A 15,168-nucleotide genomic window follows, 5' to 3' on the forward strand; every position below is an offset into this window, starting at 1 on the left:
CTCGGGTTCTTTTGGCCCCGACGGCCGGGCTTACTTAAATCCGCAACATGCTGTCGCTAACCTGCCCTCCGGCTGCGCAGGTACGCCGATCGAACCAAAGGCTTTCAAGGGGCTCCAAGGAAATCGTTCAAGACAGGGAATACACCCGGCGCCGGCGGCCCGTGGTGCAGTGGTTTGTCAGCCTTAACCGATCAGACTGAAGAACCTTTATCTCATGACGAAACTGATGAAAGTCGCCAGACGCTTCAAACATCGCGCTTATGTGGCCCTGCCCTCGCTGCTGGCAATGAGCGCGCTGTTTCTGTCCCTCGAGTCCAGCGAAAGCCGCGCGCAACCGGTGGACGGGACCCAGACCCTGATCTTCCTGCGCCACGGAGAAAAACCCGCCGGCGGGCTCGGCCAGCTCAATTGCCAGGGCCTTAACCGCGCCATCGAACTGTCGACCCTGCTGCCGGAAAAGTTCGGCAAGGCCGACTATGTGTTTGCCGCCAACCCGACGCGCAATGTCGAGGAAGGCGAGCTGGACAACGCCTACAGTTACATCCGCCCCCTGATGACCATCAGCCCCGCCGCCATCAAGCTCGGCCTGCCGGTGAACATCGAGTTTTCGGCCAACGACACCAGCGACCTGGCCCGGGAACTGATTGCCGACAAGTACCACAACTCGACCATCTACACGGCGTGGTCCCACGGCTACCTGCCCGAGCTGATCAACAAGGTCGCGGGCAAGGCCGTGGGCGAGAAGCAAAAGATCACCGAAGACTGGGCATCCAGCGATTACGACTCGCTGTATGTGCTGACCCTGACCTGGCACAACGGCAAGGCCAGCCTGCAGAGCCACAGCTACAAACAGGGGCTGGACAATGGCAAGGTCACGTGCCCGACCTGAGTTTTGCGCCGTCTGATCTACCCCTTTCGCGAGCAAGCCCGCTCCCAAATCCCTTCTTGTGCTGAACTCAAATGGCGGGTTCAGCGGATTTCCAGTGTGGGAGCGGGCTTGCCCGCGAAAAGGCCGCGGAGTAACGCATCAAGCCTTCTGATTCACGCGATCGTGCAGATATTCAAGGACTGCTTTCTGCTCCCCGGCAAACTCGATCCGCGCGCCCTTCTTCTCGCGCTGAAACACGTACATCGGGTCGTAATACTCGCGCAGCAGGCCTTCGATCCAGCCCCGGTGCAAATCCACCGAACCGCTGCGCCCCTGTTCCGCCAGGGCGTCTTCCATCAACGACAGCATCCGCCGGTGGCGCTCGCCGCCCAGACGCTTCTGCACATTGTTCAGGCTCTCGAGCAAGCGTTCGGAAAACAGCGTAAAGCCCCGCTCGCCATGCACCGCCGAAAACTCGGCCGACAGATCCACTACATAATCACGCAGGATGCGCTGCACCCGGTCTTCAAAACTGTCTTCCAGCCAGACCATCGGGTAGTGCTGCATGCCCTGATACAACGGCAGCGGCAGCGCGCAACTGCCCACCACCCGGCTTTCGTCTTCGAGCACGAACTGGCCGATGCCGGCATCGCGCTTCTTGAGGATGTCGATGGCCAGGCGATTCTCGAAGTCGATGTTCGACGGCTGGCCCGTGGCGCGCTTGCCGAAACTGGAACCGCGATGGTTGGCGTGACCTTCCAGATCCAGGCTGTTGCGCAACTGCACCAGCAGTTCGGTCTTGCCGGTGCCGGTCATCCCGCCCAAGAGCACGAAATCACACTGGTTCACCGCTTGTTCAAGGGTGTCGATCAGAAAATTGCGCAGGGCCTTGTAGCCGCCACCGATACGCGGATAGTCGATCCCGGCCTCGCTCTTGAGCCACTGCTGGGTGATCTGCGAGCGCAAGCCACCCCGGAAACAATAGAGATAACCGTCGGGATGGGCCCGGGCGAATTCGGCCCAGGCCTCGATGCGTTCGGCCTTCACCGCACCGGACACCAGACGGTGGCCCAGTTCGATGGCCGCCTGCTGGCCATGCTGCTTGTAGCAGGTGCCGACCTTTTGTCGTTCGAGGTCGTTCATCAACGGCAGGTTGATCGCACCGGGGAACGCGCCCTTGTGAAACTCGACCGGCGCACGGGCATCCATCAGCGGCCGGTCGTTGAGGAAAATGTCGCGGTAGTCGGTGCAGTCGCGGAGCATCAAATCACCTCGACTGCGTGGGTCTGTCGCTCGACCAGTTCGCCGATCGGCGCCAGCTCCAGGCCCAGCTCGGCGGCCACGGCGAGAAATTCGGCGTTGCCCTCCGGCGTCACGGCCACCAGCAGACCGCCACTGGTCTGCGGATCGCACAGCACGCGCTTGTGCAGCTCCTGCAAGCGCCCGAGCTTGCTCGAATAACTGTCGAAATTGCGCAAGGTGCCGCCGGGTACGCAGCCCTGTTCGAGGTAGTACTCGACGCTGTCCAGACGCGGCACGCGGTCATAGGCAATGCGCGCGGTGAGGTGGCTGCCGTCGGCCATTTCCACCAGATGCCCGAGCAGGCCGAAACCGGTGACGTCGGTCATCGCGGTGACGCCGGCCAGTTTGCCGAAACGGCTGCCGGGCTTGTTCAGCGTGCACATCCAGTCCCGGGCCACGCCGATGTCGGCGTTACGCAACTTGCCCTTCTTTTCTGCGGTGGTAAGGATGCCGATGCCCAACGGTTTGGTCAGGTACAGCAGACAGCCTGCGGTGGCGGTGTCGTTGCGCTTCATGAAGCGCTTTTCCACCAGTCCGGTGACGGCCAGACCGAAGATCGGCTCCGGTGCATCGATCGAATGGCCACCGGCCAGGGGAATGCCCGCCGCATCGCACACTGCCCGCCCGCCGCGAATCACTTCACGCGCCACTTCCGGTGCCAGCACGTTCACCGGCCAGCCGAGGATGGCAATGGCCATCAACGGGTCACCGCCCATGGCATAGATATCGCTGATGGCGTTGGTCGCGGCGATCCGGCCGAAATCGAACGGGTCATCGACGATCGGCATAAAAAAATCGGTGGTCGACACCACACCGCGTTCGGCATCGATTTCATACACCGCTGCATCATCACGGGATGCGTTGCCGACCCACAGTTTCGGATCGAGATTCTGTGCGCCGCTGCCGGCAAGGATCACCTCCAGCACCTGCGGCGAAATCTTGCAGCCGCAGCCGGCGCCGTGGCTGTATTGGGTCAGACGGATGGGCTCGCTCATGGGGCAACCTCTGGCTGGGAATGGGGCGGATTCTAGCAGAGGGGATTGCCGGGCAAAAAAAACCGCCCTTGCGGGCGGTCAAAGTGCTTCGACCACGATCAGAAGCTCTGGCTGAAGCTGATGGTCATTGCGCTGTCGTTGTTGTCGCTGGACACCTGGCCCGAATAGCCGATGCCAAGCTTGCCGGTCGGGCTGATCTGGAAGTCCACGCCGGCTTCAAGTAACGCACTGTCCTTGGCGATCGGCACGCCCTGGGTGCTGAACGACGCGCCGCCGTCGATGAAGGTCAGGTCAGCGTCAGGCTTGGTATCGCCGTAGGCATGCCGCCAGCCAATCGCCGCACGCGGGGTCAGTTGACTGCCGTTGGCCAGGGTCACCAACTTGCCGATGCGCACACCGAGGGTCGAGTAGGTGATGTCCTGATCGGCATCGCCCTTCAGGCGCCCTGCTCCACCTTTTTCCTTGGCGGTGTCGCTGTCGTAGTTGACGTAGGCCAGGCCGGCGAACGGTTCGATGGCTACGCCCGCCGCATTGATGGCGTACCCCACTTCACCGAACACCTGCGCACTGCGGGCATCGTAGTCAGCCTTCAGGCGATCGTTGTAGCTGCCGACGTTGACGTCGCGTTTGGTCTCGATGCTGTGCCAGCTGTAGGCCGCGCCGAGGCGCACGGCCAGGGCATCGAACTGCGAACTCAGGTACGCCGCCAGGTGATAGCTGTCGACCTTGGCATCGGAGTTGCGGTCATGGGCGTTGAGGTTGCCACGGGTGTAGCCCGCTGCCAAACCGGCACGCCATTGATCGTCGAGTTGCTTGTCCGTGCCGAGCATGAAACCGCCGAGGCTGCGATCGACTTTCGCCGTGTTGCTGTCGCCGCCCATGTCGCCCCACGCGCCGATGGCACGGGCCCAGCCGACCATTTCACCGTGACAGCCGTTGCTGCTCAGTTGCGTATCGCTCGGGGCCAGCGTGCGGCGTGGATCGTCCGACGCGCTGCACGTCGGTTGACGCATACGATCATTGACCGCTTCACGTACGAAGCGCGAATCCTCCAGCACCGCACTGGCGGTGCTGGCATGGATCTCCCCGGACAGACTGTCGAAAGCGTGACGCGCACCGGCCACGCTGAGGTTGACGATTTCGTTCTGCAACGCCGCGCCCGCCGGACCGTTGCGCATCAACGCCGAGGCGGTGTTGCGCTGGTTGCGGGTGGCGGCGACATCGGCGAACGAGTTGCCGTTGCGGCTGACCACCAGGTTCACCGCGTCCGGGCTGTACACCAGCGCCGTGTCGAGGAACGCGTACTGCGGCAGATCGGCTGCGCTAAAGGTGCCGCTCACTCCGCCACCGGCCGTGATCAGCGAATACACGGTGTTGCCGGTGAACGGCGCCAGGCTGTTCACTTGCAGGCCGCCGCCCAGGGCTGCCGTGCCGCCGACAGCCAGAGGCGTCGCGGTTGGCGAACTGACGGTCAGGGCCAGCACACCGTCGGCAGCGTTGGTCAGGTTGCCGGCCACGCTCAGGGTCCCGTCGCCGCCTCCGGAGGCCACTACACCGTGGTTGACCACAGAACCGACGCTGCCGTTACCGCTCAGGGCTGCGCCGTTGGCGACGGTCACTTGGCCACCCAATGAAGCACGTGCCGCACGGCTGCCGACTTGCAGCACGCCTTGATCCACCGACACGGTGCCGCTGAACGGTTGGTCGCCGGTCAACAGCAACCGCGCCGCGCCACGTTTGGCCAGGGCGCCAACGCCGCTGAGACGCCCGTTGAACTGGCCGTCGGTGTTCTGCTGGAACACTACCGAAGCGTTGTCGACGATATTGCCTTGCAGGCTGGTGGTATTACCGATCAGCGTACCGCCGCTGACGGTGGTGCCACCGCTGTAAGTGTTGGCTGCGGTGAGAATCAGGGTGCCGGAGTCGAGTTTCTCGATTCCGCCAGTGCCAATCAACGGCACATCGATTTGCGTGGTGGCGCCGGCATTGACGCGGATTGGCGCCGGCGTGCCGCCAGGTCCGTTGACCGGTGTCAGCGTATCGCCGGCATCCGGAACCAGGCTGTAACCGTTGACGAGGAATTGCAGCCCCGTGAAGTTCTGATTGCCTTGCACGGTCACCGTACCGCCCTGCCCGCCGAACACCGCGAACTGGCCGTTGGAGCCCAGTGCCTGGGTGCCGGTCGGGTCGGTCCAGTTGGTGCCCGGCCCCCACACGCCGCTGCCGCCGCCGATGCTGCCATCCGGGTTGGTCTTGCCACCGTTCCAGAACTGCACCTCGCCCGGCGTGTTCTGTACCAGCAGGTTGACCTGATTGGCCAATGCGGTCTGCAGGGTCAGGTTGGCGGCCGAGACCGGCAGGCTGCCGTACACTAGACCATTGTCGGTGAGCGTACCGCCGTAGCTGAACAGTTGATACACACCGGTGCCGAAGCCGCCGGAGTTGGTGATGTTCAGCGTGCCGTCAAGGGTCAGGTTGCCGGCAACGTTGACCACGGTTGTGGAGCTGGCGGCCGAGCCGAGGGTGAAGTCCAGATTCGTCCCCGAAGACAGTGCCAGAGAGCCGACCGACAACGGCGTCGCGCTGCCGCCACCCAGCAGGGTCGCACCGTTGGCCAGTTGCACAGCCCCACCGAACTGGCCGCTGCCGCCGATCTTCGCGCCGCTGGCGACATTGACGCTGGCACTGTCGAGCACGCCATTGACGTTCAGCGAACCGGCCTGAACCGAGGTATTGCCGGTGAAGGTGTTGTTGCCGGTCAGCAGCAAGGCGCCGGTACCGGTTTTGGTCAGGCTGCCGGCGCCCGTCAGATTGCCGGTATAGCTGCCGTCGCTGTTCTGTTCGAAGGTCAGCGCGGCGTTGTTGACGATGGCACCTTGCAGGCTGCTGGTGTCACCACGGGTGCTGCCGCCGTTGAGCGTGGTGCCGCCGCTGTAGGTGTTGGCGCCACTGAGCAGCAGGTCGCCGCTGCCGTTTTTCACCAGACTGCCGCTGCCGGTGATCGCGCCGATCAACGTGGTGTTCTGGTTGCCGGCCAGCGTCAGTTGCGCACCCAGGTTGATGGCGTTGGCCAGTTGCAGCGCCGAGGTGCTGTCGAGCGTTCCGTTACCCGATACATTCAGCGCACCGCTGCTGATCGCGCTGTTGTTGCCCAGAATCAGCGTACCGCCGGCGAGTTGGGTACCGCCGCTGTAAGAGTTGCTGCCATTGAGCGTCAGGCTCGATGGACCGGTCTTGATCAGGCTGCCGCTACCGCTGACCACACCGCCGAGAGTCAGTGCGTTGGAACCGGCGACGGTGAGCCCACCGTTGAGCAATACATCGTTGGCGAGGCTGACGGCGGTGTTGCTGTCCAGCGCCGTGCCGTTGGCGGCGGTCAATACGCCAGTGCCGAGGGCCGCATTGTTGCCGACCACAAGCTTGCCGCCGTTGAGCGCGGTGCCGCCGGTGTAGCCGTTGGCGGCATTGAGCACCAGGGTGCCGGTGTCGTATTTGCCCAGCGTGCCGGCGCCGTTGAGCGCGACACCAATGGTCGCCGTCGCGTTCGGGTCGACCCGCACGGTGGCGTTGCCCAGCGAACCGTTGACCAGATTCAGCGAACCCGCCGTACCGTTCTGCAGGCTATAGCCGTCGGTGACGAACTGCATGCCGGTGATGGTTTGCGCGCCATTGACAGTCACTGTGCCGGCCGTGCCCTGGAACACTGCGAAATTGTTGGTCCAGGCCTGGTTGGTGGTGCCGTTGACGTCGGTCCAGTTGGTGGTCCCGGTGCCCCAGGTGCCGCTGCCGCCATCCACCGAACCGTTGGCGACGAGCTGGTTGCCGTCCCAGAACTGAACGGTGACACCGGGTGCGGTGACCAGCAGGTTGATCTGATTGGCCAGTGCGGTTTGCAGGGTCAAGTCGCCCGGCGTGACGCTGCCCGGTACGCTACCAATCAGCATGCCGTTGTCGGTCAGGCCGCCGGTGTAGTTGATCAACCGGTACACGCCGCTGCCAAAGCCGCCGATGTCGCTGACGTTGAGCGTGCCGTCGAGCGTCAGGTTGCCACCGACGTTGACCAGCGCGTTGCCGCCACCGGAAACCGGTGCGCCGAGGCCGACATCGAAGTTGGAGTTGGCATTGAATACCAGCGAGTTCACCGACAGCGTGCTGCCTGTGGCACCGGCCAGATGACCGCCGTCCGCCACGGTCACCGCCCCGCCGAGCGAGCCGCCGCCGGTCAGGGTGCCGCCGCTGTTGACCAGCACACTGGCACTGTCCAGCGAGCCGTTGACGCTCAGGGTCCCGGCGTTGACCGTGGTGTTGCCGGTCAGGCTGTTGAGGCCGGTCAATGTCAGGGTGCCGGTGCCGAGTTTGCTCAGTTCGCCGGTGCCAGTGAGCACGCCGTCGAAAATACTGCTGGCGTTGTTGCCGCCGATGCTCAGGGTGTTGCCGCCGCCAATCAGCGCCGTACCGCTGCCGGTCAGGCTGGCGAGGCTGCCGGAGCCGCCGAGGTTCAGCGTTGCGGCATTGCCGAGATTGACCCCGGCGTTGCTGCCCAGCGCCGAGTTGCCCAGGGTGGTGAGGCTGCCGGCCTGTACGTCGAAGGTGCCGCTGAAGGTGTTGTTGCCGGTCAGCGTCAGGTCGGCCAGACCGTTCTTGGTCAGTGTCCCTGCCCCGGCAATCACGCCGCCCAGGGTCAGGTTGTTGTTGCCCGCAACGCTGAGGTTGGCATTGACGTTGAGGTTGTTGGCCAGCACCAGCGGCGCCGTCGTGTCGAGGGTCGACGCGCCCGCTACGGTCACCGCACCGGAGCCCAGGCCCGCCGAGGTGCCGAGGGTCACGGTGCCGGCGTTCAGCGTGGTGCCACCGCTGTAGGTGTTGATGCCATTGAGGGTCAGGTTGGAGGCACCATTCTTGATCAGTGCCCCGCTGCCGCTGACCACGCCGCCAAGGGTCACGTCGCTGTTGCCGGTGTTGGTGAGGTTGGCGTTGAGCACCACGTTGTTACCCAGCGACACCGCGGTGTTGCTGTTGAGCGACGACGCGCCGGCCACGGTCAGGTTGCCCAGACCGAGGGCCCCATTGCTGCCGGCGGTCAGGGTACCGGCATTGAGGGTGATGCCGCCGAGGAAGTTGTTGGCACCGCTCAGCACCAGGTTGGCCGCGCCGTTCTTGGTCAGGCTGCCGGCACCGTTGATCGCTCCGCTGAGTGTCAGATCGTTGCTGCCGACCACGCCGAGGTTGCCTGCCAGGTTGATCGCGTTGCCCGCACTGACAGCCGCGCCGGCATCCAGGGTGGTGCCGTTCGCCGCGTTCAGGGTGGCCGAGCCCAGCGCCGCGTTCGACGCCAGGATCAGACCGCCCGCATTCAGTGCCACCGGGCCGAGGAAGGCGTTGTTGCCACCGAGGGTCAGGCTGGCCGCACCGTTCTTGATCAAACTGCCAGTGCCGGAAATGACACCGTTGAGGGTCAGGGCATTGCTGCCCAGCACGGTAAGATTGCCGTTCAGTGTGGCGGCGTTGGCCAGGGTCACCGCAGTGTTGCTGTCCAGTTGCGTGCCGGCGTTGGCGATCAGCGCACCGCTGCCCAGCGCGGTATTGCTGCCGACCACCAGCGTGCCGCCGTCCAGCTGTGTGCCGCCGGTGTAGCTGTTGGCGCCATTGAGTACGAGGGTACCGCTGTCGAGCTTGTTGAGAATCCCGCTGCCGTTAATGTTCACGCCGACCGTGGCAGTCACGCCCGGATCGACCCGCATCGCGGTGGTGCCACCGCTGCCGTTGACCGCGGTCAGCAGACCCGCAGAGCCATTCACCACGTTGTAGCCATCGGTCAGGAACTGCATCCCGGTGAAAAGTTGCGTGCCGTTGACCGACACCGTGCCCGCCGTGCCCTGGAACACCGCAAAGTCGCCGGCCCAGGTCTGGTTGAGCGTGCCGTTGACGTTGGTCCAGTTGGTGTTGACGGCATCCCATGTTCCGCTGCCGCCATCGACCGTACCGTTCGGGATCGTCTGGCTGCCGTCCCAGAAGCGAATATTGGCGTTCGGCGCAGACACCAACAGGTTGATCTGGTTACCGACCGAGGTCTGCACCACCAGATCGCCCAGGCCATAACCCACAGGCACACCGGCCACGGTCAGGCCGTTGTCGGTCAGAGCCCCCGTGTAGTTGAACAAGCGATAGACACCGACACCGAACCCGCCGGCATCGGTGACGTTGAGATTGCCGCCGAGTGTCAGGTTGCCGCCGATGTTCATCAGCGAGGTGGTCGATGGCGTGGCAAGGCTCGCATCGACGTTGCTGTTGGCAGCGAGTACCAGCGACGCCGCCGACAAGGTGTTGCCCGAAGACAACGCCAGATGGCCGCCATTATTGATGGTCATCGCGCCCAGGGCCGAGCCGCTGCCCGTCAGAGTGCCGCCATTGTTGACGTTGACCTGGGCACTGGCCAGCGAACCACTGAGATTCAGCGTACCGCCATTGACGTTGGTGTTGCCTGTGATGCCGTTGGTACCGGTGAGGTTCAGTGTGCCGGTGCCGACTTTGGTCAGGCCGCCGCCACCACTGAGATCACCGTCAAAGCTACTGGTGCTGCTCACACCGCCCACGGTCAGAATATTGCCGCCACCGATCTGCACGCTGCCGCTGCCGCTCAATGCGTTCAGGCTGGCATTGCTGCCGAGGTTCAGACTCGCGCCGGCACTGATGTTGGCGCCGGAGGTATTGCCGAGTGCGCCGCTGGTCAGGGTGCTGACGCTGCCGGAGAGGATGTTCAGCGCACCGGTGAAGGTGTTGGTGCCACTGAGGGCCAGGTCATCCAGGCCGGTTTTGATCAGGCTGCCGGCACCGTCGATCACCCCGCTGAGGTTCAGAGCGTTGTTGCCGGCCACGGTCAGGTCGGCATTGAGCGTGATGTTGTTGCCGACGCTCAGCGGACTGCTGTTATCCAGCGTCGCTGCACCACCGACGGTCAGCCCGCCACTGCCCAGCGCACCGGCCGAGCCCAGTGTCAGCGTGCCCGCATTGAGTGTGGTGCCGCCGCCAAAGGTGTTGCTGCCATTGAGTGTCAGGTTGGCCGCGCCGTTCTTGATCAACTGACCGGCACCGCTGACGACGCCGCCGAGGGTCAGGTTCTGGGTACCGCCGACACTGAGCGCTGCGTTAAGGACGACCGCGTTGGCCAGGCTGGCCAGCGAGGAACTGCTGTCGAGCGTTGCGGCACCGCCGACGGTCAAGGCTCCCGTGCCCAGCGCCGAGCTGTTGCCGACGGTCACACTACCGGCGTTCAGGGTGGTGCCGCCAATGTAGGTATTGGTGCCGTTCAGATTCAGGTTGGCCGCACCGTTTTTCACCAGACTGCCGGCCCCGGCGACGGTGCCCGTGAGGGTCAGGTCGGCGCTGCCACCGACATTCAGCGCGCCGGCAAGGTTGACCTGGTTGCCCAGGCTGACGGCGGCGTTGGTATCCAGCGTAGTGCCGGCGGCCGCATTCAGGGCACCACTGCCCAGCGCGGTGTTGCTGCCGACGATCAGTTTGCCGACGTTCAACGCGGTGTTGCCGAAGTAGGTGTTGGCGCCGTTGAGTACCAGATCGGCCGGACCGTTTTTGATCAGGCCACCGACACCGGCGACGACACCGTTGAGCGTCAGGGCATTGCTGCCGCCGAGGGTCACGTTGCCGCCGAGGTTGACGTTGTTGGCCAGGCTTGTCGCGGTGCTGGCATCCAGCGTGGTACCGGCTGACGCATTGAGTACACCAGTGCCCAGCGCGGTGTTGGAGCCCACGCTCAGCGTCCCGGCATTCAACGCCGTATTGCCGGTGTAGGTGTTGTTGCCGGTCAGGCTCAGCGTCGAGGCGCCGGTCTTGATCAGGTTGCTGCCGCCACTGATGACGCCGCCAAGGGTCAGCGGGTTGGCGCCCCCGGCGGTGAGGTTGGCGTTGAGGGCAATCGCATTGTTCAGCGTGACGTTGGCGCTGCTGTTGAGCGAACCGCCCGAGCCGCCCACGGTCAGCGTGCCGGTGCCGAGAGCCGCCGCGTTGCCGACGGTCAGGCTGCCGGCGTTGAGTGCCGTGCCGCCGGTGAAGGTGTTGACGCCGTTGAGGGTCAGGTTGGCGGTGCCGTTCTTGATCAATTGACTGGCGCCACTGATGACACCGCCCAGGGTCAGGCCGTTGCTGCCGCCGATACTCAGGTTGCCGTTGAGCGCAACGTCGTTGCCCAGGCTGACGGCGGTGCTGCTGTCCAGGGTCGCGGCGCCGGCGACGGTCAGGCTGCCGCTGCCCAGTGCGCCGGCATTGCCGACAGTCAGGGTGCCGGCATTCAACGTGGTACCGCCGAGGAAGGTGTTGGCGCCGCTGAGAATCAGGTTGGCCGCGCCGTTCTTGGTCAGCCCGCCGTTGCCGCTGACCACGCCGCCCAGGGTCAGGTTGGCGTTGCCGGCGATGTTGAGGTTGCCACCGAGGGCGACGGCATTGCCCAGCGCGACGGTGGTGCTGGCGTCAAGCGTGGTGCCCGCCGCCGTGGTCAGTACGCCGGTGCCCAGCGCGGTGTTGGAACCGACAATCAGCGTCCCGGCATTCAGTGTCGTGCCGCCGGAGAAAGTGTTGTTGCCGCTGAGGGTCAGGTTTGCGGTGCCGTTCTTGATCAGGTTACCGGCACCGCTGATGACCCCACTCAGGCCCAGTGCCTGTGTTCCGCCGATGGTCAGGTCCGCCGCCAGCGCCACCGCATTGGCCAGGGTCACCGCCGTGGTCGCATCCAGCGTGGTACCCGCCGCCGCATTCAGCACGCCGGTGCCCAGGGCGGTGTTGCTGCCGACCAGCAAGGTGCCGCCGTTGAGCGCGGTGGTGCCACTGTTGGTGTTGTTGCCGGTCAGGGTCAGGCTGGCCGTGCCACTCTTGGTAATCGCGCCGGTGCCGGAGAGGATGCCGGACAGGGTCAGGGCGTTGCCACCGAGTACGTTCAACGCGCCGGTGATGCCGATGTTGTTGGCCAGCGTCACGTTGGCGGTACTGTCCAGGCTGGTGCCGGTGGCGGTGTTGAGCACCCCGGTGCCCAGAGCGTTGTTGTTGCCGACGAGCAAAGTGCCGGCACTCAGGGTTGTGGTGCCGCTGTAACCGGTGTTGGCGCCGTTGAGCGTCAGACTGCCGCTGCCGGTCTTGGTCAGGCCGCTGGCGCCGCTGATCAGCCCGCCCAGGGTCAGGGCCCCGGTGCCGGTCGCCGTCAATGTGCTGTTGAGGGTGATCGCGTTGCTCAACGAAATCGGGCCCGAGGCCGAAATGCTCGAAGCGCCGCCCACGGTAATGCCGCCGGTACTGAGGGCCTGGTTGTTACCCACCTGCACCACGCCACCATTGAGCACGGTACTGCCGGTGTAGGTATTGACCCCGTTGAGGTTGAGCTGGCCGCTGCCGATCTTGGTCAAACCGCCGCTGCCGGACAGCACGCCGCTGAGCGTTGTGGGGTTGGTCCCCTGCACCGTCAGGCCACCGGCACCGAGCGAGATCAGGTTGCTGATGTTCAGTCCGGCATTGCTGGCCTGGAGGATGCCGCCATTGGAGGTCAATACACCACTGCCGAACGCGCCATTGTCATTGAACAGCGCGACGCCGCCATTGAGGGTCGTCGCCCCGCTGACCAAGGGTCCCTGCAGGGTCCAGGTGCCGCTGTTGAGGGTCAGGTTGTTGAAGTTGACATAGGTGGCGCTGGACGCCGTGCCTGAACCGGTGGTGCCGCCGCCGACACCGATAGGGTTTTGCAGAATCAGGGTATTGGTGCCACCCGAACCGCCATCGATCGTGCCGGTCGGGGCGAAGGTCAGGTTGATACCGACCAGGCCGCCGAGGCCGACAGTGACCTGCACGCCGTCGCCGACGTTTACGCTCGAACCGGTGATCGCGTAGAACGTGTTGGTGCTGCCCGCCCCCATCGACACGCTGCCGGTGATGTTACCGGCGTTGGTGAAGGTATTGCCCGCCGCCGATGTCTCGAAGGCCACCCGGCCGTTGATCGTGCCGGTGCTGCTGTTGGTCATGACGACCTGTGAGCCGCCATACACACCGACCACCGGCGTATCGGCCAGGGTGATCCCGCCCACCGACAGACCGGTCGAGGTGATCGTCCCGTTGTTGGTGATGTTGGTGGTGCCGGCCGCCGCATTATTGACCCCTATCCCCAGGCCATCGATGCTGGTCAGGTTGAGGCCGAGCAGCATGCCGGTGCCGCGGATGATGCCACTGGCGTTGTTGAGCACGCTGACCGTACTGGAGGCGCCCGTTCCGATGAACGCGCCGCCGCTGAGCACGGATACCAGGCCCAGCAATGCCGGGTCGATGGTGCCGGAGTTGTTCAGGCTGATGTTGACGCCCGTCAGATTGAGCACCTTGCCGCCGAGCGTCGCGTTCATCTGCGCGCCCGAGTTGACGTTGACCGTCAGGCCGTTGCTGGCACTGCTGAAGTCATTGAGAAACAGCGGCAGACTCGGCACCCCGGTGCAGGTCACCGTGGATCCAGCAGTGGAACAGGTTGCAAGCGCCGGTGCACTGACGCCGCCGAACAGAAATCCGGCAATGCTCAGATGCACAGCAAGGGAAAGTGGGGAAAAACGCGAAACGAGGGCGACACCAGACCTTGCTTCCACGGGTTACTCCTTTCGTGGCCGATTTCTTCCTTGAGGGCGTGCAACGGCGGCAAGCTCCAACACGCGTATCAAGCGTATGACGGTCATCAGATAAACCGTCTGTTCCAGACACACGCTAGTAGATGCCCCGCGATGGGGCATTGATTAAATAGTGTTAATACTTTTGGGCGATAAGGCTCTGCGGCGATACTTCCAGCCGTTATGAACAAGGGTTTGGCTTGTTCCAGACACCACGGCGCGTGTACCTGACCGAGGCGCCAGATAATTCGATGATTTGATCGCGAATTCAGCGCTTTGCAGGAATTGGTACGGCTTGTGCAAACGTTTGCGAGTCGCCGTTGACCTCATTTTCGTTACAAAACCATACAGGCCCGCAAATCCGGGCGTTGATCCGCAAAAAGGACTTTGAATGCACGCTTCTTCCTGCCGCCGCCGACGTGCTGCGCGCCCGTTCGCTGTTTCCCTGCTACTGGCCGGCGTTACCGCAGTTCTCAGCCAGCCAGCGCTTTCACAACCTGCCTTGCCCGAAGAATCAGCTCAGGGCGAAGCCCTCAGCCCCGAGGCCAGCCCGCCGAAAAAAGGCGCTTATCTGTCGGACTGGTACAACCAGGACCTGATGCTGATCGGCAGCAAGGACATCAGCTTCGGCCCGCAACCGGCCGACGATATCTACCTGGAATACGAGTATTTCGGGCGCAAGGGCCCGTTCGAGCTGTACGGCTACATCGACATCCCGAAGATCTTCAACATCGGCAACAGCCATGACAAAGGCGTGTGGGATCACGGCTCGCCGGTGTTCATGGAGCATGAACCGCGCATCTCCATCGACTACCTTGCCGGCCGCAGCCTGGCCATCGGGCCGTTCAAGGAATGGTACGTGGCGTTCGACTGGATCTACGATCACGGCAGCCGCAAAGAGAACCGCGCCAACACGCTGTACAGCGGTCTGGGCACCGATATCGACACTCGTTCGCGAGTCAATCTGTCGGCCAACCTGTACGGGCGCTACCAGTGGGAAAACTATGGCGCCAGCAACGAATACTCATGGGACGGCTACCGCGCCCAGCTCAAGTACATCGTGCCGATCGACAAATTCAGCAACGGTGCCTCGCTGACCTACATTGGCTTCACCAACTTCGATTTCGGCTCGGACCTGCACAAGGACAACCCGGCGCGCACCGCCAATGCCACGGTGGCGACCAACGTGTTGCTGTACTCGTTCACGCACTTGCGCTTCACCCTGGTCGGCCGTTACTTCCACAACGGCGGCAACTGGGAGGACGGCAGCGAGCTGAATTTCGGCGACGGCAATTTCCGCGCACGTTCCAACGGCTGGGGTTACTACGCCGGCATCGGTTATCAGTTCTGAACTTGGGAG

5 protein-coding genes are annotated in these 15,168 nt (G+C 63.9%); 2 read left to right on the plus strand and 3 right to left on the minus strand.

The features are described from left to right. Positions 1-214 precede the first annotated feature (214 nt). Positions 215-889, plus strand: coding sequence for a histidine phosphatase family protein (locus NWV16_RS18290; protein ID WP_260520195.1), 675 nt, complete (start codon positions 215-217; stop codon positions 887-889). 138 nt (positions 890-1,027) lie between these two features. Here NWV16_RS18290 and mnmH read toward each other — a convergent pair whose 3' ends face one another. The 3 genes from mnmH to NWV16_RS18305 all read right to left on the minus strand — a co-directional run bounded on the left by mnmH (position 1,028) and on the right by NWV16_RS18305 (position 13,790). Continuing rightward, positions 1,028-2,131, minus strand: coding sequence for a tRNA 2-selenouridine(34) synthase MnmH (mnmH, locus tag NWV16_RS18295; RefSeq protein WP_260520196.1), 1,104 nt, complete (start codon positions 2,129-2,131; stop codon positions 1,028-1,030). Next, positions 2,131-3,165, minus strand: coding sequence for a selenide, water dikinase SelD (gene selD, locus NWV16_RS18300; protein WP_260520197.1), 1,035 nt, complete (start codon positions 3,163-3,165; stop codon positions 2,131-2,133). The genes mnmH and selD overlap by 1 nt, the downstream gene beginning before the upstream one ends. 98 nt (positions 3,166-3,263) lie before the next feature. Continuing rightward, positions 3,264-13,790 (minus strand): autotransporter-associated beta strand repeat-containing protein, encoded by a 10,527-nt coding sequence (locus NWV16_RS18305; RefSeq protein ID WP_260520198.1) that lies wholly within the window; start codon positions 13,788-13,790, stop codon positions 3,264-3,266. A 409-nt stretch (positions 13,791-14,199) separates the two neighbouring features. Between NWV16_RS18305 and NWV16_RS18310 the strand changes: the two genes are divergently transcribed. Further along, a complete protein-coding gene (locus NWV16_RS18310; RefSeq protein ID WP_260520199.1) occupies positions 14,200-15,159 on the plus strand; it encodes a nucleoside-specific channel-forming protein Tsx in 960 nt (319 codons plus the stop codon). The last annotated feature ends 9 nt before the right edge of the window (positions 15,160-15,168 follow it).

Source organism: Pseudomonas sp. BW7P1 (assembly GCF_024981055.1).
GTDB lineage: Bacteria > Pseudomonadota > Gammaproteobacteria > Pseudomonadales > Pseudomonadaceae > Aquipseudomonas > Aquipseudomonas bananamidigenes.

Bases quoted from the DNA above. Each gene is read 5' to 3' on its own strand.
- NWV16_RS18290 (WP_260520195.1), top strand. From the start codon at position 215: ATGACGAAACTGATGAAAGTCGCCAGACGCTTCAAACATCGCGCTTAT.
- mnmH (WP_260520196.1), bottom strand. From the start codon at position 2,131: ATGCTCCGCGACTGCACCGACTACCGCGACATTTTCCTCAACGACCGG.
- selD (WP_260520197.1), bottom strand. From the start codon at position 3,165: ATGAGCGAGCCCATCCGTCTGACCCAATACAGCCACGGCGCCGGCTGC.
- NWV16_RS18310 (WP_260520199.1), top strand. From the start codon at position 14,200: ATGCACGCTTCTTCCTGCCGCCGCCGACGTGCTGCGCGCCCGTTCGCT.